Below are 21,324 nucleotides of genomic sequence, written 5' to 3' on the forward strand. Positions count from 1 at the left end.
ATGCAGGATACTGGGCTTAACAAAACTGTACTCCACAAAATAGTGGGCGATAAGGAAATCTGGCTTGCTGCGCGGAAATTGCAACAGCCTCTGGCCAGCTTCCAAAATGACATTACCCCGAGCCAGCGCGATTTTTATCACGCGCTACGGGGCGACAAAACGGTGTTTATTCTGGAATGCAAAAAAGCATCGCCGTCCAAGGGTGTCATTCGCGATAATTTTAACCCGGCTGAGATTGCCGCAGTTTACAAAAATTACGCCTCGGCTATCTCGGTATTGACCGATGAAAAATACTTTCAGGGCAGTTTTGATTTCTTGCCGCAAGTCAGTGCCGTAGTGACTCAACCGGTCTTGTGCAAAGATTTTATTATTGATGCTTACCAAATCCAGCTCGCCCGTTTTTATCAGGCAGATGCTATTTTGCTGATGTTATCTGTGCTTGATGATGAAACTTACCGCCAACTGGCCGCCGTGGCTCATAGCCTGAATATGGGCGTGTTGACGGAGGCCAGCAACGCCGAGGAGCTGGAACGCGCCATTGCATTAGAGGCGAAAGTCGTCGGTATCAATAACCGTGACTTACGCGACTTGTCTATCAGCCTTGATCGCACCCGCGAATTGGCTCCCCGCTTACCCGAGGGCGTGACGGTCATCAGCGAATCCGGCATCAATAACTACCAGCAAGTGCGTGAACTCGGCCACTTTGCCAACGGTTTCCTGATTGGCAGCGCGTTGATGTCCGAACCCGATCTGAATGCTGCGGTACGCCGCGTATTGCTGGGCGAGAATAAAGTCTGCGGGCTGACCCGCGCCCAAGACGCTACCGCCGCTTACCAGGCCGGTGCTGTATATGGCGGGTTGATTTTTGTCGGCAATTCACCACGTTATGTGGATATTGCACGCGCCCGCACAGTTATTAGTGGTGCGCCGCTAAAATATGTCGGGGTGTTCCGTGATGCCGAAATCGAAACTATACAACAAACTGCCGAGCGCCTGTCACTAACCGCCGTGCAATTACATGGGCATGAAGATCAAGCCTATATCAACCAACTGCGCGAAATATTGCCCGCCAGTTGCCAAATTTGGAAGGCATTGAGTGTCAGTGACACGGTGCCAGCACGCAATTTACAGCATGTCGAGCGCTATGTTTTGGATAATGGCCAAGGTGGCACCGGTCAACGCTTTGACTGGTCATTATTAGCCGGCCAGCCATTGAATAACGTATTGCTGGCGGGTGGATTAGGGCCGGATAACTGCGGTGCTGCGGCCCAATTGGGTGCTGCTGGCCTGGATCTCAATTCCGGTGTCGAAAGCGCCCCCGGCATTAAAGATCCTCAAAAGATTGCCGCGGTATTCCAGACATTACGCACCTATTAAATCATAAACACATTTGGGTTAACCCTATACCCAATAGATTTCAAGATGCAGGAAGGCGGTAAGCAAGATAATCCCGATGAGCTTACACAAGTAAGTGATTCGGGTTAGCGAGTGCAGCCAACACACCTGCAGTTTGAAAGATGACGGGTATATAAAGGACAGAAAAATGACCACATTGAATCCCTATTTTGGCGAGTTCGGGGGCATGTATGTCCCCCAGATTCTGATGCCAGCATTAAAGCAATTGGAAGAGGCTTTTGTCAGTGCTCAGTTAGACCCTGAGTTCCAGGCGGAATTTCAGGATTTGCTCAAGAACTATGCCGGGCGTCCCACCGCTCTGACCCTGTGTCAAAATTTGACCGCGGGGACTAAAACCAAGTTATATCTGAAACGCGAAGACCTGTTACACGGCGGTGCGCACAAAACAAATCAGGTGTTAGGCCAAGCTTTATTAGCAAAACGCATGGGTAAGACAGAAATCATTGCTGAAACCGGTGCCGGTCAGCATGGTGTGGCGTCAGCGTTAGCCTGCGCGCTGCTCGGCTTAAAATGCCGCATTTATATGGGCGCTAAAGATATTGAGCGCCAGTCACCCAACGTATTCCGCATGCGCTTGATGGGAGCGGAAGTTATTCCGGTGCACAGTGGCTCCTCAACATTGAAAGATGCTTGTAATGAAGCCCTGCGTGACTGGTCTGGTAGCTACGAAACCGCCCACTATATGCTGGGAACCGCCGCTGGCCCGCACCCTTATCCGACTATTGTGCGTGAGTTCCAACGGATGATCGGCGAAGAAACTAAAGCACAAATGCTGGACAGAGAAGGCCGTCTGCCAGATGCCGTGCTGGCATGCATCGGTGGCGGTTCTAACGCCATTGGGATGTTTGCTGATTTTATCGATGAGCCGGGTGTTGGGCTGATTGGTGTCGAACCGGCGGGGCTGGGTATCGAAACCGGTCAACATGGCGCGCCCCTCAAACACGGTAAAGTGGGTATCTACTTCGGTATGAAATCGCCGATGATGCAAACCAGTGATGGTCAAATTGAAGAATCTTACTCAATTTCTGCGGGTTTAGACTTCCCGTCAGTGGGGCCGCAACATGCTTATTTGAACAGCATCGGGCGCGCTGACTATGTTTCCGTGACCGACGATGAAGCTCTGGAAGCATTTAAAGCGCTGTCGTGTAAAGAAGGGATTATCCCGGCATTGGAATCGTCCCATGCACTGGCACATGCTTTAAAAATGATTAAAGCTTCACCGGAAAAAGAACAGATATTGGTGGTGAATCTGTCCGGGCGTGGTGATAAAGATATTTTCACTGTTCACGATATCCTGAAAGCACGGGGAGAAATTTAATGGAGCGTTATCAGCAGCTTTTCCAACAATTGGCCGCCAAAAAAGAAGGCGCGTTTGTTCCTTTCGTCCAACTTGGTGACCCAACACCGGCGCTTTCTTTAGAGATTATCGACACCTTAATTGCCGCCGGTGCCGATGCATTGGAGCTGGGTATTCCCTTCTCTGACCCATTGGCGGATGGCCCGACGATTCAAAATGCGGCGCTACGTGCTTTCGCCGCCGGTGTTACCCCGAGTATTTGTTTTGAAATGCTGGCAGAAATTCGCCAAAAGCACCCTACCATTCCTATTGGGCTGCTAATGTATGCAAATCTGGTATTCCATAACGGAATTGATACTTTCTATCAGCGCTGCGCTGATGTAGGTGTCGACTCGGTGCTGATTGCTGACGTGCCGTTTGAAGAGTCACTGCCGTTCCGCACAGCGGCCTTGCGCCACGGCATTGCGCCTATCTTTATCTGCCCGCCTAATGCCGATGATGATTTGTTGCGAGAAATTGCCTCTCACGGTCGTGGCTATACCTATCTGCTTTCTCGTGCGGGTGTGACCGGTGCAGAGAATCATGGCCACCAGCCTTTGAATCATTTAATAGATAAACTGCGTGAATATAATGCCGCGCCAGCCCTGCAAGGTTTTGGTATTTCAGAACCAGAACAGGTAAAAATCAGTCTGGCGGCCGGGGCTGCAGGGGCTATTTCGGGTTCTGCAATTGTCAAAATCATTGAAAACAATGTCTCACAGCCCACAGAGATGCTCGCGCAATTGGCGAGTTTTGTGACTAAAATGAAAGCCGCTACCCGCAACTAGTTTGCTCTGAGCGCCTGATGTCCCAGTTCAGGCGCTCTACCCGCCATACTTCAAGCTGCATGTGCGTTGGCGGTTTTCATTACTCGCCCGTCCATAGACTTCGCCTCTGTAAAACTTTCCTGCAACTCGCATTAGTTAGGGTATATCTTCCTTATTTTCAATACTTTTCTCGCGGTCTATTCAGCATAAAGTTGTATAAAAACCATTCATCACCAATACTAATAATGTGTAACACACTACGCATTTTTTACATTTAAGATGTGGTGAGTGTCAGCACCCCTGAGTGAAATATGAGTTAATAGTACTTTGAGCTAAACATGGAGAGTCATTTATGAAGATTTTTAAGACCTTGGCAGCCTTATGTATTGCAGTGGTCATGGCGATGGCAATATCTGCTTGTGCGCCTACAGCAAAATCGGAAGGGACTGGTGGTTATCTGGATGATACCGTGGTTACCACGAAAGTGAAAACTGCGCTGCTGGGTGAGAAGAATCTAAAATCGACTGAAATCAGTGTTGAGACGTTCAAAGGGCGGGTTCAACTGAGTGGTTTTGTTAGCTCGCGTCAGGATGCTAACCGCGCGGTACAGATTACCCGTGGTGTACCTGGGGTGAAATCTGTTAGTGATCAGATGCTTATCAAGTAATCCCCCTCTCGGAGGCGCATTCCTGCGCCTCCTTTTTAATACACATCAGTGATTCAGGTAAGTGAGCGCAGCTAACACCGCTGTAACGCCTCAAGTCGGATTAGCCAAAGTCATTGGTGTTACAGCAAGGCAGCCAGCAAACGAGTCCCGATGAGCTGACTCAAGTCAGTGATTCGGGTGAGTGAGCGCAGCTAACACCGCTGTAACGCCAAGGACGAAGGATAATTAGAAACGATAGCCAGCGCCAAACATAAACACCCATGGATCAAGACGGGTATGAATACTTTGCTCTTGACCTGCTGCTTTGAATTTCACGTCAGTTTCGATATTCATCCACCAGACAGACATATTCACCATCCAATTTTCGCTGACCATGTAATCCAAACCGGCCTGACCGGCTACACCCCAAGAGTCTTTGACACTTAAATCCGTCAGCCCAGCAGAAGTGCCGGTATTGTTGAATTTCTCATCAAAGAACGTGGTGTAGTTCAGACCTATCCCCAGGTATGGGCGCAATTTGTCTTGTTTATCTCGGAAATAATATTGTGCCATTAATGTCGGTGGCAATTGCTTAACTTCTGCAATATCGCCGGTCGGCCCAAGGCCAACCTTATGACGAAACGGCGTCGCGGCCAAAAGTTCAACCCCGATGTTATCAGTAACCAGATAACTGAAGGTCAGACCCAACTGGGTATTGTTATCCGCTTTGAAAGAACCATAACCTAGCACATCATCAGACCCGGTATTGGGTCTGACAGTTGCCGTCCCTGCCCGGAAAATATAATCGCCTGCTTGGTGCGCACTTACCGCAGTCGATGCCAGAGTTGCTACGGCTAACAATGCCAAAGTGACTTTTTTCATTATCCATTCCATTTGTAGGTATATTCGCGAACAGAATATACCTACAAATAAGTATTCATGATCCAATCGAGATCACATCTTTCGTAACAACTTGAATAAATCCTAAATTAAGTAGGGTTATTTAATTCCTTAATAACATTGAAATTGATCTGGATCATAAATGGCTGTTTACATCAAATTGTGCTCAGAACCATGGCTGAAAAAGACAACAGTGGTCATGCTTGCCACCCTTACCTGTTGATAACATCCAGATAATGAGAGTAGAAGAAATCCGCCGTTGACCAATGACGGGATCCCACAGCGCGCCATAACAAGGTATAATCATCGGCTAAGCGCTATTTTTTCATCCCAAGGAGCTTTCATGCCTATCACGGCTAACACTTTATACCGTGACAGTTTTAACTTTCTACGCAATCAGCTACCCGCCATTCTGTTGCTGGCGCTGCTGACTGCGTTCATTACCGTCATGTTAAATCAGGCATTTATCCCTGATACTGAACAATTGAGTAGTTTAAGTTCTACAGAAAGTGATTTCGCGTCATCAGGCAATCTCAGCATTACAGAATTAGTGGCGCAGCTCACACCGGAGCAACAGATTGTGCTGCTCAAAGTGTCAGCGGCGGCAACTTTTTCTGCATTAATCGGTAACGTATTATTAGTCGGTGGCATGCTGACGCTGATTTCTATGGTTTCTCAAGGCCGTCGTGTTAGCGCATTGCAGGCAATTGGCATCTCCCTGCCTATTTTACCCCGCCTACTGCTGCTGATGTTCATCGGCACCTTGTTGATTCAGTTGGGAATAACCCTGTTTATCGTGCCGGGTATCATCATTGCTGTCGCACTTTCCCTGTCACCTGCTATCGTCACGACAGAAAAAATAGGCGTTTTTGCCGCCATGAAAGCCAGCACTAAATTGGCATTTGCCAATGTGCGGTTGATTATTCCGGCAATGATGCTGTGGATAGCGGCTAAACTAATTTTACTGTATTTGGTCAATCACCTGACGGTGTTGCCGACGCCAATTGCCAGTGTCGTTTTAGCTTCACTGAGTAATCTGGTTTCTGCATTACTGCTGGTGTATCTGTTCCGCTTATATATGTTATTGCGTCCAACGGATGTTGCCGTATAAGCATCAGTGCCGATAAAATCAGAAAAGGGCCATTACGGCCCTTTTTGTTATTCAGGATTCAATACATTTGCTGTTGTACTGATTTCCGGTTCAGTTTCCGGCTCTTGTCTCTCTGCCACCCGCTGTTTACTCTGAATCAGCTTGAGGGCTAAATAGAGATCGGGCACCAAAATCAGGTCATCATCATGACTTTTCAGCCGATTAATCCGGAACCAGCGCGTCAACTCAGTGCGCCGCCCGGCCAATATCAGCTTAATATTGCGCTGTTTTAAGTCGCGCTTAAGCTCATCAATAGCCGCCAACACACTGATATCCGCATAGGTAAAGCTGGCAACCGCATCAATCACCACCCAATTGGCTGGATGTGGCGTGCTGTCGACCAAATTCAGAATGCGCCGTTTAAAATAGGCGACGTTGAAATACGTCAGTGGCGAGTTAAAACGGTAAATCATCACGCCGGGTACGGGTTTAATGCCATTTCCACTGCGCATTGAATGGATCATGCCATCAGCATTCACCCCCAATAACTGCTCTGTCGGGCGGAAAACGGTGCGCAAGAATTGTAATAACCCCAACAATACCGCCAAACCAATGCCACTGATAACACCGACCAATACCACGCTGACGAAAGTAAAAATCGCCAAATAGAAAGCTTGCGTATTACGTTTGCGTAATTGCCATAAGCTCCTAAATCCGAGCAAAGACCAGGCGGCATAAATCAGCACCACGCCCAGTGCGGCTATCGGAATATATTGCAGTGGGCGAGTTAAAAACAGCAATACCATGGCGATAACCAATGCGGCAATAATGGACACCAACTGGCTTTTACCATTATTGGCATCATTCACCGCAGTGCGGGTGCTGGCTCCACTGATGGCAAAACCCTGAGACAAAGCAGAAACAATGTTGGTGACACCGAGCGCGCGCAGCTCGACATCCGCATCGACTTCATAACCATTTTTCGCTGCAAAACTGCGGGCCGTGAGCATCATACTGACAAAGCTGACTACCGCGAGGTTGAGTGCCGGGATCACCATGTCACGTAACAGACCCGGCTGGAAATCAGGCCAATGCACCATCGGCAAACCGCCTTCAAAGCCCCCTACCACCCCAACACCAAATTGCTGCATATTGGCAGCCCAAGAGACAAAGGTCGCCATGACAATCGCCAACAAAGGCGCGGGCCAATTTGGCCGTAACCACTTGACGCCATACAGCACCACAAAAGTCAGTAGTGAAATCGCGACAGTAGGTAAATGGCTGTTAACCAAATTATACGGCAGTGCCAAAACCCGCTCGATCAATTGAGGCGGGCGGGTCATAAAACCAAAAACTTTGCCTAATTGATCAACAATAATGGTGATCGCCACCCCATTGAGTAAGCCGGTCAGTATCGGCCGCGATAATAAATCCGCTAACGCCCCCAACTTGAAGCGGCTAGCCACCAAGCACCATGTCCCCATCATCAGAGTCATCATGATGGTAAGCTGCCAGTGAACCTCGCTATTCCCCGCCGCCAATGGGGCAACCACCGCGGCTATTACCGCGCAGGTTGCTGCATCCGGCCCGACAATCAATTGCCGCGATGAACCAAAGAATGCATAAGCAATCATTGGCAAAATACAAGAATACAAGCCGACGGCGGCACTAACACCGGTCAATTCCGCATAGGCGATGGCGATGGGTAATGCCACTGCCGCCACCGACAACCCGGCTCTCATATCTGGCTTGAGCCATTCGCGTTCATAAGCCATTAATTGGGTCAAACCCGGCATCCAATACCGGAGTGATTTTCTCTGCATAGTAACTCCACCAAACTTTAACCCAATATCTATCACTTATAATGCTGGGTTAGTATCTGACTAGCAATATACAGACCAAATCTGTTATGTGTTTATCGTAAGTTTCTGCAAATTCCGCTGGCAGAGCGCGCATTCCAGCAGATAATTAAGGATAATAGTGTTTTGTCGCAGGTACCCTCACCTCACTGAATCCGGTATAGTCAGGCGGTGTATAAATGATGGATTGATTCATGAAGCAACTTTTAGATTTTCTCCCATTGGTCGTGTTTTTCGTTTTCTACAAAATGTATGACATTTTTGTCGCTTCAGGGGCACTGATTGTCGCCACATTGTTAGCGCTGGCCTTTACCTGGGTCAAATACCGCAAGGTAGAAAAAATGACACTGGTCACCGCCATTATGGTGCTGGTATTTGGTACCTTGACGCTGGCGTTCCACAGTGACTTATTTATTAAGTGGAAAGTGACTGTGCTGTATGTTTTGTTCGCCGTCGCGTTGCTCATCAGCCAGTGGTTTATGAAAAAGCCCTTGATTCAGCGGATGCTTGGCAAAGAACTGACCTTGCCCGATACCGTTTGGTCGACACTGAACCTGTCTTGGGCGGTGTTCTTCTTGGTGTGCGGGCTACTGAACATTTATGTCGCGTTCTGGTTACCACAAGATATTTGGGTCAATTTCAAAGTCTTTGGCTTAACGGCTCTGACGCTGGTATTCACACTCATCAGCGGCGTTTATATCTACAAACATATGCCGGAAGAACAGAAAAAGTCATAATTTAAAATAGTAGGCAATGATGACCCAAGAACAAATATCACCTCGCGGTGAACCGGTATTACCCAACGGTGAGCTGGTACTTCGCACCCTTGCGATGCCCGCCGATACCAATGCCAACGGGGATATTTTCGGTGGTTGGTTGATGTCACAAATGGACATTGGCGGCGCTATTCAAGCTAAAGAGATAGCCCATGGCCGAGTCGTCACGGTGCGGGTTGATGGCATGACTTTCCTCAAACCGGTTGCCGTGGGTGACGTGGTTTGTTGTTATGCCCGCTGCATTAAGTCTGGCCACAGCTCTATTACCATTAATATTGAAGTCTGGGTGAAAAAGGTCTCTTCTGAGCCAATTGGACAGCGCTATAAGGCCACTGAAGCGGTATTCACCTATGTGGCCGTTGATGATGCAGGTAAAGCCCGCGCCTTGCCTGAAGGCAGCCGAAATTTTGAAGTTGGCGCGGCGCAATAACCATAAAGTTATCCGGTAAATGCAAAAAGGGCCGCTATAAAGCGGCCCTTTTTATTGCAGCGTGGAGATAGCCAAACAGCCATATCACTGCTTAGTTCATTTCCGTCGTGCCACCAATTTTGAACACGATAGTGGTAATGCGATTTTTGTCCGTCCCATCAAAACGCCATTTGCGCATCACCTGCTTCACTTCGCGCTCAAAGGTATTGCGCGGAGTTGCTTCCAATATCTGCACATTGGTGACTCGGCCATCTTCGTCAATGTCATATTGTACTTTAACCTGCCCTTCAATCCCCAAGGCCAGTGCCCGAGCAGGATAATTCGGCTTCGCTTTGCTGAGTGCTCTTGGCCCGGCCGATGTTGATACCCCCGGCACCGTCGCCTTAGGTGCAGATTTTACCGGTGCATTAGTGGAAACCAATGCGGGTTCATCCGACTTAAACGGCTTGTCATCCGGTGGCGCAACCGTCTTTTTGACATCCGGTTTTTTCACTTCTGGCTTTTTAACTTCTTTTTTCACCGGTTTTGGTTTCGGCTTCGGTTTCACCGGCTCAGGAAGCGGGACAGGTACCGGCTCTGGCAGCACTTCTGGCTCTGGCGGTGCTTCTTCAACAGCTTCGGGTTCAGGTTCCGGCTCAGCCTGTGGCTCCGCCGCCGCTGGCTGAGGTGCCGCGAAGGTATCTATATTCACCATGGTGACAGCCAGCGGCGCGTCTTCTATCTCTGGCTGTATATTCATTTGCTCTACAGATACATACAGCAGCGCCGCAATGACGCTGCCATGTAGCCCTACTGAAAATACAAGTGGCCACGTAACCCGTCGACCCAGGAAAATTTTATTTAGCTGCATAATAATTCAGTGTCCTCTAATGCAGCTAAGTTTAAATGCAAATAGCAATCATATTCAATAAGCATGAGCAAACAATCTTACTGAACAGCTTTAAATGATGCTTTAAACGGCAATATCTACCAAATAACACTTTCCATTTACGCTTAGTTATCATTTTATTTCATTATAAATTACCGGTGTATTCATCTGAGAATTTTAGATGCTACCCTTTATGCAGATTATTGAATTTATGGATAGAACATGGTGTTATGGAACACTAAACACAAATCATCATATTGAAGTATATACATTTAAAAGGTGAAACATGCTGTACATAATCTTTGCGACCGATGTCCCTGATTCACTTGAGAAGCGCTTGTCTGTGCGCCCTGCACATTTGGCGCGCTTACAGACCTTACAAGATCAAGGCCGTTTATTGACGGCGGGCCCTAATCCCGCCATCGACAGTGCTGATCCTGGTGCTGCTGGGTTCACCGGTTCTACAGTGATAGCTGAATTTGAATCGCAGCACGAAGCCGAGGCTTGGGCTGAACAAGACCCTTATGTTGCCGCTGGGGTATATCACTCGGTTATTGTAAAACCTTATAAACGTGTATTTTGAATCAAAGATTATGAAGGTGCCGCGCCCCTAATGGCGGCAGCTGTTTGAAAGAAGATATTTCTTACCATTCCCAGCCAGATTTTGGCTCGCATTTCCCGAACACTGCCGGGTTATTACATGTATTTAATCAACTTTACTTATAATTACAGAGAATTAATGTCTAATTCTGTATCGATTCTTATGTCGAGACGATAAGCCATTTTGTTAAATGCGGAGATGAAGACTATGCAGTGTCCAGTATGCAAAGATACCCAACTGGTTATGTCTGAACGTAAAAGCATTGAGATTGATTATTGCCCGAACTGCCGTGGTGTTTGGCTTGATCGCGGAGAGCTTGATAAAATCATTGAAAAATCAACTGAGAGCGCGCCTGCGGCCTCTTATGCTGAGCCAAGAAATAGTGATCGTGATCGCGACCATCACGGATATTCAAAGCCCAAGCACTATAAAAAGAAAAGTTTTCTGTCAGAGTTATTTGATTAACTCTAATGATGACTTTGATTGGAATCATACGCCTGGCTCCAGGCGTATTAGCTTGATTGCACCATGACCTGACCGACTAAACTTTGTAGTGTTTCAGCCAATGATCTTCACAGGCATCTACCGCTTTATCTAACATATGCGCCGGAGATTTTAGGATCATATGGTCTTTTCTTACCCAGACAGAATAAGTATGTTTGCCGGCAGCAATGACTTGTTCAGAATAAATTGCAGCGTGATATATCAGCTCAGACTCTTCACAATAAATCTCATATTTATACAGCGCCGTGCTGATTTTCAAATCTCCGAAGAATACTGTTTTCGCTAATTTATATTGAGACATTAACTGTAGCCTTTGCTGAAATAGGGATTACATCATCCGCTGAACCGCATGATATAACTGTGATATTCACAGCAAAAGTTTACCTAAGTTGATGTCATATCGATAAATTTTTACTTTCCTCTCCCCCCACTTTATGCCCCGCTAACGGTATTCTCTAATATTAAAATGATCATATTGCAGAGGCAGGTAGCTCACCGCATCTAATGGGCAAGAACTGAATAAATAACCTTGCATGGCATCAATGCCCATATCGGCAAGTTGGCTAAACTGCTGGTGAGTTTCGACACCCTCAATAATCACATGCTGGCAATGGCTGCGCAAACTCACGACCAGATTGTCAAAGCTGGCCCCCCCACCCCATTGCCAATAATAGTGCTTATCAACTTTTACACATTCAAAAAAGCCGCTGGCTGCTGCTGCAATGTGAGCATCACCGCTACCAAAATCGTCCAACCAGAGAGAGTATCGTTTAGCCAGTTTACTCAATAATGCATTCTCAGCACCATCACTGAGATTAGGAAAACATTCCATTATTTCTAATCGGATAAAAGGCATTGAACTCAACAACAATATGACTTCTTCATCATTCAACACCGCATTTGCCATATCAAAATCTATATTTATTGAGAGTATTATTTGATGTTCAGTAAACCACTGCTGCTGATTTTTTACTTCACATAATTGAGTACGCAATAATTTTGCTTTCATCTGAGCATTAAGTTGATGTAAGAAGCGCTCAGTATAAATGGGCGATTTAAAAGAGGCTGTGGTAAAACGACTCAATAACTCTACTGCAAGTAACTTACCGTCACGTTTGTAAACCGGTTCACAGATAAAAGTGCAATCAACAGCAATGTTTAGTCTGCTATCCACAGTAAAATCCTTTTATTTGATGAGAACTGTAGTATTGATCAATTGATAAAATTGATCAATTTTTTATTATTGATCAATAAAAACGATGATGAAAATGAGTGGGATAAATAAAAAATTAAATAACACATTGATAACTAAGAAAATACAAGATAACCATAATGTTCATAATGTTCATAATGTTTATTATTTCATAATCATTTATTTCATCAGGGAATGGTCGCCTCGAACAACCCGACAGTAACACCCCTGAAACTGAAAAATTAGAACGAAGCGACCGAATATATAGAGTAGCGCGAACGCATTCTGATGTGAAATAAACTGCGAAAAGACTATTTTGCGCCTTTTATTATTAATATGAACATCAGAATTATCGTATTTTGATAATTTAGGATAGGAGCCGTTTTTATGCGCAAAAAAGTGAAATTTAAAGCCTAAAGTATCTCTCAAAAATATCCTATCAATATCATTATTTTAGCAAAATCATGGGATAGAATAGAGATGAAAAGTGTATTATATCAAGTGCTATTCGGCGTAAAATAAATATCTTGTGGATTTGCACACGGGAAAAAACAAAAACAGCCTCATAAAGAGACTGTTTTTATTACCATCACAGCGAATCACCATTCATAAGCCACAGTGAACAATAGTGCTCTACGATGTTGATGCTCGTGGAGTTGCCGAACACTATAGATATGGCGATAGCGCCGTGATTGACCTTCAAGCCAGCGATTTCTTCTGCGCTGATGTTGCCGCAACATACGCCAACGGCCTACCTCATTTTTACTCCGTCTCATGAAGCCACTCTTTCCAAGCTGAGAACCGGGCCATTATAAACTTTTCATCTCTTGAGCCAAGTCACACCGAGAAAAAAAGTACACTGAGGAAAAAACACATGTTTAGCGCTAAATCATCTAATCTTTACTGTGGTAAAAACAAAAATCGCCGACTATATCTGTATATTCGTCCTTGCAAGTCCCTTAGCTTAAAAGACTTTATCCATTAATATATCCGATTAAAGGTTTCGCCTTTGCCGTACTGTGCGTACACTCTTTAGTGACCGTTTGTGAACAGGATTTCCGCCCTTATGACAACATTTTACACCGTAATCAGTTGGCTCTCAGTTTTTGGCTATTGGTTGCTTATTGCCGGGGTTACATTGCGTATTCTCATGAAACGCAGAGCTGTTCCTTCGGCCATGGCATGGCTACTTGTTATCTATATTCTGCCTTTGGTGGGCATCATCGCGTACCTCTCATTTGGTGAGCTTCATCTGGGTAAACGGCGCGCTGAGCGAGCTAAAGCCATGTGGCCGTCCACCGCGCGCTGGCTGAGTGAACTGAAAGATTGCCAACATATCTTTGCCAGTTCTAATAGCGAAGTGGCGACCCCATTATTCCAATTATGTGAACGTCGCCAAGGGATCAGCGGCGTTAAAGGCAATCAATTACAGTTATTAACCACCACCGATGACACATTAAAAGCATTGGTGCGCGATATTGAATTAGCTCGCCATAATATAGAAATGGTTTTTTATATCTGGCAACCGGGCGGCTTAGTTGATCAAGTGGCCGAATCCCTGATGGCTGCGGCGCGACGCGGTGTCCATTGCCGACTGATGCTAGATTCAGCCGGTAGCCAGCAATTCTTCCGCACCCCCTATCCGGCCATGATGCGCAATGCTGGTATTGAGGTAGTCGAAGCGCTCAAAGTGAATGTCTTCCGGGTATTTTTGCGCCGAATGGATTTGCGCCAACATCGTAAAGTCGTATTGATTGATAACTATGTTGCTTACACTGGCAGCATGAATATGGTTGACCCACGTTTCTTCAAACAAGATGCGGGTGTCGGTCAGTGGATTGATATGATGGCGCGAATGGAAGGCCCAGTGGCGACAACCATTGGCATCGTCTATGCCTGCGACTGGGAGATTGAGACCGGCAAACGTATTTTGCCGCCGCCGCCCGATAACCATATTATGCCGTTCGAAGAAGAGAGCGGCCATACTATTCAGGTTATCGCTTCTGGCCCGGGCTTCCCTGAAGAAATGATTCATCAGGCATTGTTGACCGCCGTGTATGCAGCACGTAAACAGTTGGTCATGACCACACCTTATCTGGTGCCAAGTGATGATTTACTGCACGCCATCTGTACAGCGGCACAGCGAGGTGTCGATGTCAGCATTATCGTTCCGCGCGATAATGACTCAATGATGGTTCGCTGGGCCAGCCGCGCTTTCTTCTCTGAATTACTTGAAGCCGGGGTTAAGATTTATCAATTTGAGGGCGGTTTACTGCACAGTAAGAGTGTCCTGGTCGATGGTCAGTTAAGTTTAGTGGGAACCGTGAACCTGGATATGCGCAGCTTATGGCTGAATTTTGAAATCACACTGGTCATTGACGATGACGGTTTTGGTGCCGATTTAGCCCAAGTCCAAGATGATTATATTGCTCGCTCGGTATTATTAGACGGCGAACAGTGGAATAAGCGCCCGTTATGGCATCGCGTAACTGAAAGATTATTCTACTTTTTCAGCCCATTCCTGTAATCAATCGGAAACTGACAATCATCCAATTGTAGATTCTCTGAGTTATTCGCTTTCAATAGCATATTAATTGTAAAAGCCGCATAGAGAATGTTTTAATAAGCGTAATCTGTAAATGACAAATGGGAATCTGCAAATGGATCTTAATAACCGCCTGACTGAAGATGAAACGCTGGAGCAGGCTTACGATATATTTCTGGAACTGGCCGGTGACAACCTCGATCCAGCAGATATTTTATTGTTTAATCTTCAGTTTGAAGAGCGCGGTGGTGCTGAGTTGTTTGATCCCGCTGAAGATTGGCAAGAACATGTCGATTTTGATTTAAATCCGGACTTTTTCGCCGAGGTGGTCATTGGTCTGGCGGACAGTGATGGTGAAGAGATAAACGATGTATTTGCTCGTGTTCTGCTGTGCCGTGAAAAAGACCATAAACTTTGCCATATATTGTGGAAAGAGTAACAAACTCCCCCACTGCTTAGGCCGCGGCGTTACCCAACGAATATGTGTCGCTCATGCCATTATGCCCATAAAAAAATCCCCGCTGATTTATCTGGCGGGGATTTTTATTGGACATCAATATCTATACTCTAAATAATCCGAGTTGCAGGAAGGCGGCGACAGAGCGAGTTCCATGGACGGGCCAAGTCACAAAAGCAGCCAACGCACATGCAGCTTGGCGTATGACGAGTACAATTGATGGCCTTATAACGGGTCTACCTTCAGGCAAGAGACCGCATGGCGGAAACTTCCTTCTAATAGTGGGCGGGTTTTTGCACATTCTGGCCCGGCGATGGGGCAGCGAGTGCGGAATACACAACCTGATGGCGGGTTAATCGGTGAGGGTAATTCCCCTTCGAGCAACTGAATCACTTTCGCCCTTTCTTTATCCGGATCAGGGATAGGCACGGCCGACATCAATGCTTTGGTGTAAGGGTGCTGAGGGTTATGGTAAACCTCATCATAAGTCCCCAGCTCCACCGCATGGCCCAGATACATTACCAATACTCGGTCAGAAATATGTTTTACCACCGCCAGATCATGCGCGATGAAAATCAGTGACAGCCCCATTTCACGTTGTAATTGCTGCAACAGATTCACAACTTGCGCCTGGATTGACACATCCAACGCCGATACTGGCTCATCACAAATGACCAGTTTCGGCTCAAGAATCAAGGCGCGGGCAATCCCAATACGCTGGCACTGGCCACCCGAGAATTCATGAGGATAGCGGTTGATTAAGTTAGGCAGCAAACCCACCTTTAACATCATGGCCTTAACTTTATCTTTGATTTCCTGACGTGGCATTTTGGGATGATAAGTCCGCAATGGCTCGGCAATGATTTCGCCAATAGTCATTCGCGGATTAAGGGACGCCAGCGGATCTTGGAATATCATCTGAATATCACTGCGTGTTGCCCGCCACTCGGCATCACTCATATTGAGTAAATCTTTACCTAACCAGGTTACAGTGCCGCCAGTGGCTTTCACCAAACCAATAATGGCACGCGCAAAAGTTGATTTACCGCAGCCAGATTCACCCACCACGCCCAAGGTTTCACCTTCATACAGACGCAAGGTAACGCCATCAACCGCCTTAAGTGTTTTTGACGGCTGCCAAAACCACTGCTTACCATCCTGAATATCAAAGTGAACTTTCAGGTCGGCCACTTCCAACAAGACTTTTTGCTCTGTCATGGTATTCATACCAATTCCCCTACTGGCTTATAGCAGGCACGTAAACGGCCATCACCAAAGTGTTCTAATGCCGGAGCTGTCCCGCAGCGTTCCATTGCATATTGGCAACGAGGCTGGAACGGGCACCCTTTCGGCAAGCGCAGTAAATTAGGTGGATTACCCGGAATGGTCATGAGAGATTCGCCTTCAGCATCAAGACGAGGGACTGCATTTAGTAAGCCAATAGAATAAGGGTGGCTGGGGTGATAAAACACATCACGGGCCTGACCATACTCCATAGTTCGGCCCGCATACATCACCAGAACTTTATTACAAATACCGGCAACCACCCCCAGATCATGGGTAATCATGATGATTGCAGTATTAAACTCATTCTTAAGTTCATTCAGCAAAGTCATGATTTGAGCCTGAACTGTTACATCCAGTGCAGTTGTCGGCTCATCAGCAATCAACAGTTTAGGGCGACACAGCAACGCCATGGCTATCATCACCCGCTGGCGCATACCCCCAGAAAATTCATGAGGATACATCCGCATGCGCTTACGCGCTTCCGGCATTTTTACCGCGTCAAGCATGCGGATTGACTCTTCAAACGCTTCGCTCTTACTCATCTTTTTATGCAATTGCAGCACTTCCATTAGCTGCTCACCCACGCGCATATAAGGGTTAAGAGAGGTCATTGGGTCTTGGAAGATCATTGAGATTTCTTCGGCCCGTAAGCGGTTCAATTGTTTCTCGGGTAAATTGAGAATTTCACGGCCATGAAACTTCGCCGAACCGCCTATGCGGCCATTACTGGCCAGCAACCCCATCAAAGCAAATGCCGTTTGCGATTTGCCGGAACCTGATTCACCCACAATACCGAGCGTTTCACCGGCGCGCAGGTCAAAATTAAGGGCATTAACGGCAGTAACATCGCCGTCTGGTGTACCGAATGTGACGGTCAAGTCTTTGACATCCAACAGGACATCATGCTGAACAGCAGACTGATTATCAATAGTCGTCATCGTGCTACTCCTCAGCGGTCTTTCGGGTCGAGGGCATCACGTAAGCCATCGCCGATAAAGTTGAAACAAAACAGCGTCACTACCAAGAAACCGGCAGGAAACATCAATAACCACGGAGAAACTTCCATTGAGTTGGCACCATCACTGAGTAATGCGCCCCAACTGCTCAATGGCTCTTGCGTCCCTAATCCTAAGAAACTCAGGAATGATTCAAACAAAATCATGCTGGGAACCAGTAAAGAGGCGTATACCACCACCACACCCAATACGTTCGGTACAATATGACGCAACACGATATTACGCGTGGAAACCCCGCCCACGACAGCTGCTTCAATAAACTCTTTGCGTTTCAGACTTAAGGTTTGCCCGCGCACGATACGCGCCATATCCAGCCAGGACACCATCCCGATCGCCACAAATATCAACAGAATATTCTGGCCAAAGAAAGTCACCAACAGAATGACGAAGAACATGAAGGGAAATGAGTTAAGAATTTCCAGCACTCGCATCATCAGTGAGTCAATTTTCCCGCCGAGATAGCCTGATAATGACCCATATAATGTGCCGACCACCACCGCCACCAAGGCCGCAGCAACCCCCACCATCAATGAGATGCGCCCACCAATAGCGACTCGCACCAATAAGTCACGGCCAGATGAATCAGTACCAAAGTAGTGTCCGGATTCAATATCGGGTGCCGCTGACATCATGCCCCAGTCAGTATCTGCATAGGAAAACTGAGCTAACATCGGGGCCAGAATAACAAATAAGGTAATTAACATTAGGATCACCAAACTGGTGATCGCCGCGCGGTTATGAATAAAGCGGCGGCGGGCATCCTGCCAAAGGCTGCGCCCTTCAACTTCCAGTTTTTCACTGAAAACTTCCAGAGCTTCGCTATTTTTCTTGCTCAACATAATTGGCGTGCTCCAGTGTTAATAACGGATTTTCGGATCGATAACGGCATACAGCACGTCGACAATCGCATTGAATAAAATGGTTAATGCGCCTACCAAAATAGTCAAGCTCAGGACCAGAGAGTAATCGCGGTTTAACGCTCCGTTGACGAACAACTGACCAATACCCGGCAACCCAAAAATGGTTTCAATCACCATTGAACCGGTGATAATGCCAACAAATGCTGGCCCCATATAGGAGAGAACTGGTAGCAATGCCGGTTTTAATGCGTGGCGTAATACAATCGTTCGCAGTGGCAAACCTTTGGCCCGCGCTGTGCGAATAAAGTTGGAATGCAGAACCTCAATCATTGAGCCGCGAGTAATACGCGCGATACTGGCAATATACGCCAATGACAGCGCCACCATCGGCAAAATAATATATTGCGGTGCCCCGCCATTCCAACCACCGCCAGGTAGCCATTTTAATATAATGGCGAACACCAGCACTAATAAAGGTGCCACAACAAAGCTCGGGATAACCACCCCGGTCATAGCAAACCCCATGACCATATAGTCCCACTTGGTATTTTGATTCAGCGCAGCAATAACACCGGCACTAACACCTAATACTACAGCGAGTAAAAATGCAGCCAGCCCAAGTTTAGCTGAAACAGGAAATGAGGCGGCAACCAGCTCATTGACAGTGTAATCTTTATATTTGAATGATGGCCCAAGATCACCCTGTGCCAATTGGCCCAAATAATTAAAATACTGCTTATAAACTGGGTCATTGAGGTGATATTTCGCCTCAATATTCGCCATCACTTCAGGGGGAAGATTACGTTCGCCGGTGAATGGACTGCCCGGGGCAAGACGCATCATAAAGAATGAGATGGTGATCAAAATGAAAAGTGTCGGAATTGCTTCCAGACAGCGGCGTAGAATAAATTTTAACATTGCCTGTACCTTTAGCCTTTTTGAATTATCAAGCAATAAGGGCAGCCCACAAATTTGGCGGCTGCCCTTAAGATATTACTGCTTGATAATATAAAGATCTTTAACGTGCATGTTATCCAGTGGGTCTTTACCGGTATAACCACCGACATAAGGTTTCACTAAACGGGCATTCACGTAATAGAACAAGGGTACGATAGCAGAGTCTTTATCCAGCAAGACTTCGGCTTGTTGGTACAAACCAGCACGCTCTTTCTCAGTTTTAACTTTCAGCGTATCTTTTATCAGCTTATCAAACGCCGGGCTTTTATAATGCACGGTGTTGTTGCTGCTGTCAGATAGCATCATATTCAGGAAAGAAGAAGGTTCGTTATAGTCAGCACACCAGCCGGCACGCGCCACATCGAAAGCCCCTTGGTGACGACTATCCAGGAAGGTTTTCCACTCTTGGTTTTCCAACTTAACGTCAACACCCAGGTTTTTCTTCCAGATAGAGGCGGCGGCAATAGCCAGCTTCTTGTGTAAGTCTGATGTGTTGTATAACAGATTGAATGTCAGCGGTTTATCTTTAGTGTAACCAGCTTCCGCCAGTAACTTTTTAGCCACTTCATTTCGTTTTTCTTGTGTCCAACTGAACCATTCTGGCGGAGTCAACTCGGCACCACTGGTGTATGGCGGGGTGAAGCCATAGGCCGGTAAATCGCCTTGGTTTTTCACTTTGTTCACGATGATATCGCGATCCATACCCAGTTTCAGGGCTTCACGAACGCGAGCATCCGTGAATGGCGCTTTTTGGTTGTTGATTTCGTAGTAATAGGTGCACAGATACGGGTCAACATGAACTTCTTCTGGGATCTCTTTTTTCAGCTTCTGGAATAATTCAATCGGCATGTTGTTATAGGTCATGTCGATTTCACCACTGCGATAGCGGTTAACATCAGTCACTTCGGAAGAGATTGGCAGGTAAGTTACCTGATTAATGACGGTCTTGGCATTATCCCAATAAGTCGGGCTGCGCTCTAACACGATACGTTCGTTAACGACCCAATCTTTCAACTTATAGGCACCGTTACCGACAAAGTTCTGCGGCTGAGTCCACTTATCACCAAACTTCTCTATCGCGGTTTTGTTCACCGGGGACATAGAAGGATGCGCTAATAATTTATCCAAATAAGGCACTGGCTCACTCAACGTGACTTCCAGAGTATGGTCATCCAGAGCTTTCACGCCCAAGGTATCGGGTGCTTGTTTACCGGTTATAATATTGTCGATATTAGCAATATGGGCATATTGCACATAGCTTGCGTAAGGAGAAACTGTTTTAGGATCCGCCAGACGTTGCCAGCTATAAACAAAATCTTGTGCCGTTACAGGGTCACCATTTGACCATTTAGCATCTTTACGCAGATGGAAAGTCCACACTTTAAAATCTTTATTGTCCCAACTTTCTGCCACACCGGGTAAAATTTTGCCGTTAGGATCGTTAATAACCAACCCTTCTAATAGATCGCGTGAGATATTTGATTCAGGGACACCTTCAATTTTATGTGGGTCTAATGACTGAGGTTCAGAACCATTATTTCGCACTAAAACTTGTTTTTCAGCCAGTTGTACGCCTGCGGGCACATTCGCTGCAAAAGTATTGCCTACAGCCATCATACCTAAAGCAGCCACAATGCCTGCTGCCAGGAGACTTTTCTTCGTGATGTTGGTCATGCTTATATCCACTCCAGTTTTTATTATTGCATCGCCCAATAATCAGGCGAGCTTCACCTTTAAAAGGTATGTATAAATTACATCGCGCGGGGAACGAATCCGCCCTGTAATACCCTATATGTATTAACATCAGACGAAAATTC

22 protein-coding genes are annotated in these 21,324 nt (G+C 46.5%); 11 read left to right on the forward strand and 11 right to left on the reverse strand.

Annotation, left to right across the window (positions count from 1 at the left end):
* From trpCF to OVO64_RS04170, 4 genes are all read left to right on the forward strand, one after another.
* Window positions 1-1,377: a bifunctional indole-3-glycerol-phosphate synthase TrpC/phosphoribosylanthranilate isomerase TrpF gene (trpCF, locus tag OVO64_RS04155; RefSeq protein WP_145588289.1), complete on the forward strand. Its 1,377-nt coding sequence runs from the start codon at window positions 1-3 to the stop codon at window positions 1,375-1,377.
* 166 nt (window positions 1,378-1,543) lie between these two features.
* Window positions 1,544-2,734 (forward strand): tryptophan synthase subunit beta, encoded by a 1,191-nt coding sequence (gene trpB / locus OVO64_RS04160; protein WP_050113570.1) that lies wholly within the window; start codon window positions 1,544-1,546, stop codon window positions 2,732-2,734.
* Window positions 2,734-3,540, forward strand: coding sequence for a tryptophan synthase subunit alpha (trpA, locus tag OVO64_RS04165; RefSeq protein WP_038633161.1), 807 nt, complete (start codon window positions 2,734-2,736; stop codon window positions 3,538-3,540). The genes trpB and trpA overlap by 1 nt, the downstream gene beginning before the upstream one ends.
* 331 nt (window positions 3,541-3,871) lie before the next feature.
* Window positions 3,872-4,186, forward strand: coding sequence for a BON domain-containing protein (locus OVO64_RS04170; protein WP_038633164.1), 315 nt, complete (start codon window positions 3,872-3,874; stop codon window positions 4,184-4,186).
* 225 nt (window positions 4,187-4,411) lie between these two features.
* On the opposite strand, the gene ompW is transcribed toward OVO64_RS04170, so the two are convergent.
* Window positions 4,412-5,047 carry an outer membrane protein OmpW gene (gene ompW, locus OVO64_RS04175; protein WP_072089123.1) on the reverse strand — a complete coding sequence of 212 codons (636 nt, stop codon included), beginning with the start codon at window positions 5,045-5,047 and terminating at the stop codon, window positions 4,412-4,414.
* Window positions 5,048-5,408: 361 nt separating this feature from the next.
* Between ompW and OVO64_RS04180 the strand changes: the two genes are divergently transcribed.
* Complete coding sequence (locus tag OVO64_RS04180; RefSeq protein ID WP_038633170.1) at window positions 5,409-6,176, forward strand: YciC family protein; 768 nt, start codon at window positions 5,409-5,411, stop codon at window positions 6,174-6,176.
* A gap of 47 nt (window positions 6,177-6,223) precedes the next feature.
* Here OVO64_RS04180 and OVO64_RS04185 read toward each other — a convergent pair whose 3' ends face one another.
* Window positions 6,224-7,978, reverse strand: coding sequence for a SulP family inorganic anion transporter (locus tag OVO64_RS04185; RefSeq protein WP_038633172.1), 1,755 nt, complete (start codon window positions 7,976-7,978; stop codon window positions 6,224-6,226).
* Window positions 7,979-8,208: 230 nt separating this feature from the next.
* On the opposite strand from OVO64_RS04185, the gene OVO64_RS04190 reads away from it, so the two are divergent.
* Together OVO64_RS04190 and yciA are read left to right on the forward strand one after the other, a co-directional pair.
* Complete coding sequence (locus tag OVO64_RS04190) at window positions 8,209-8,751, forward strand: septation protein A (protein ID WP_038633175.1); 543 nt, start codon at window positions 8,209-8,211, stop codon at window positions 8,749-8,751.
* A 19-nt stretch (window positions 8,752-8,770) separates the two neighbouring features.
* The gene (gene yciA, locus OVO64_RS04195; protein WP_038639539.1) at window positions 8,771-9,220 is read left to right on the forward strand and encodes an acyl-CoA thioester hydrolase YciA; all 450 of its coding nucleotides are present in this window, start codon (window positions 8,771-8,773) and stop codon (window positions 9,218-9,220) included.
* Between the two features lie 91 nt (window positions 9,221-9,311).
* Here the strand turns inward: yciA and tonB are convergent, their stop codons facing one another.
* Window positions 9,312-10,070: a TonB system transport protein TonB gene (gene tonB / locus OVO64_RS04200; RefSeq protein WP_145586961.1), complete on the reverse strand. Its 759-nt coding sequence runs from the start codon at window positions 10,068-10,070 to the stop codon at window positions 9,312-9,314.
* Between the two features lie 304 nt (window positions 10,071-10,374).
* Here tonB and OVO64_RS04205 point away from each other — a divergent pair, with 304 nt between their 5' ends.
* Both OVO64_RS04205 and OVO64_RS04210 read left to right on the forward strand, forming a co-directional pair.
* Window positions 10,375-10,671 (forward strand): YciI family protein, encoded by a 297-nt coding sequence (locus tag OVO64_RS04205; RefSeq protein WP_038633181.1) that lies wholly within the window; start codon window positions 10,375-10,377, stop codon window positions 10,669-10,671.
* A 225-nt stretch (window positions 10,672-10,896) separates the two neighbouring features.
* Window positions 10,897-11,154 carry a zf-TFIIB domain-containing protein gene (locus OVO64_RS04210; protein ID WP_038633183.1) on the forward strand — a complete coding sequence of 86 codons (258 nt, stop codon included), beginning with the start codon at window positions 10,897-10,899 and terminating at the stop codon, window positions 11,152-11,154.
* 76 nt (window positions 11,155-11,230) lie between these two features.
* On the opposite strand, the gene OVO64_RS04215 is transcribed toward OVO64_RS04210, so the two are convergent.
* The 3 genes from OVO64_RS04215 to OVO64_RS04225 form a co-directional block, all read right to left on the reverse strand.
* Window positions 11,231-11,494 (reverse strand): hypothetical protein, encoded by a 264-nt coding sequence (locus OVO64_RS04215; protein ID WP_038633186.1) that lies wholly within the window; start codon window positions 11,492-11,494, stop codon window positions 11,231-11,233.
* A 141-nt stretch (window positions 11,495-11,635) separates the two neighbouring features.
* Complete coding sequence (locus tag OVO64_RS04220; RefSeq protein ID WP_267248639.1) at window positions 11,636-12,367, reverse strand: EAL domain-containing protein; 732 nt, start codon at window positions 12,365-12,367, stop codon at window positions 11,636-11,638.
* A gap of 617 nt (window positions 12,368-12,984) precedes the next feature.
* Entirely contained in the window at window positions 12,985-13,161 is a 177-nt protein-coding gene (locus OVO64_RS04225; RefSeq protein WP_071777623.1) for a YciY family protein, read from the reverse strand.
* Between the two features lie 290 nt (window positions 13,162-13,451).
* On the opposite strand from OVO64_RS04225, the gene cls reads away from it, so the two are divergent.
* Together cls and OVO64_RS04235 are read left to right on the forward strand one after the other, a co-directional pair.
* Window positions 13,452-14,912 carry a cardiolipin synthase gene (gene cls, locus OVO64_RS04230; protein WP_038633191.1) on the forward strand — a complete coding sequence of 487 codons (1,461 nt, stop codon included), beginning with the start codon at window positions 13,452-13,454 and terminating at the stop codon, window positions 14,910-14,912.
* Window positions 14,913-15,039: 127 nt separating this feature from the next.
* The gene (locus OVO64_RS04235; protein WP_196333107.1) at window positions 15,040-15,369 is read left to right on the forward strand and encodes an HI1450 family dsDNA-mimic protein; all 330 of its coding nucleotides are present in this window, start codon (window positions 15,040-15,042) and stop codon (window positions 15,367-15,369) included.
* A gap of 243 nt (window positions 15,370-15,612) precedes the next feature.
* Here the strand turns inward: OVO64_RS04235 and oppF are convergent, their stop codons facing one another.
* From oppF to oppA, 5 genes are all read right to left on the reverse strand, one after another.
* Window positions 15,613-16,614 carry a murein tripeptide/oligopeptide ABC transporter ATP binding protein OppF gene (gene oppF, locus OVO64_RS04240; RefSeq protein WP_038633194.1) on the reverse strand — a complete coding sequence of 334 codons (1,002 nt, stop codon included), beginning with the start codon at window positions 16,612-16,614 and terminating at the stop codon, window positions 15,613-15,615.
* Entirely contained in the window at window positions 16,611-17,612 is a 1,002-nt protein-coding gene (locus tag OVO64_RS04245; RefSeq protein WP_042562365.1) for an ABC transporter ATP-binding protein, read from the reverse strand. The genes oppF and OVO64_RS04245 overlap by 4 nt, the downstream gene beginning before the upstream one ends.
* 11 nt (window positions 17,613-17,623) lie before the next feature.
* Complete coding sequence (oppC, locus tag OVO64_RS04250) at window positions 17,624-18,532, reverse strand: oligopeptide ABC transporter permease OppC (RefSeq protein WP_038633197.1); 909 nt, start codon at window positions 18,530-18,532, stop codon at window positions 17,624-17,626.
* Window positions 18,533-18,547: 15 nt separating this feature from the next.
* Window positions 18,548-19,468, reverse strand: coding sequence for an oligopeptide ABC transporter permease OppB (gene oppB, locus OVO64_RS04255; protein ID WP_038633200.1), 921 nt, complete (start codon window positions 19,466-19,468; stop codon window positions 18,548-18,550).
* A 75-nt stretch (window positions 19,469-19,543) separates the two neighbouring features.
* On the reverse strand, window positions 19,544-21,181 hold the full coding sequence (gene oppA, locus OVO64_RS04260; protein WP_038633203.1) for an oligopeptide ABC transporter substrate-binding protein OppA: 1,638 nt from the start codon (window positions 21,179-21,181) through the stop codon (window positions 19,544-19,546).
* Between the last annotated feature and the right edge of the window lie 143 nt (window positions 21,182-21,324).

Origin of the sequence: Yersinia sp. Marseille-Q5920, from assembly GCF_946902935.1 — a bacterium.
GTDB classification, from domain to species: Bacteria; Pseudomonadota; Gammaproteobacteria; order Enterobacterales; family Enterobacteriaceae; genus Yersinia; species Yersinia rochesterensis.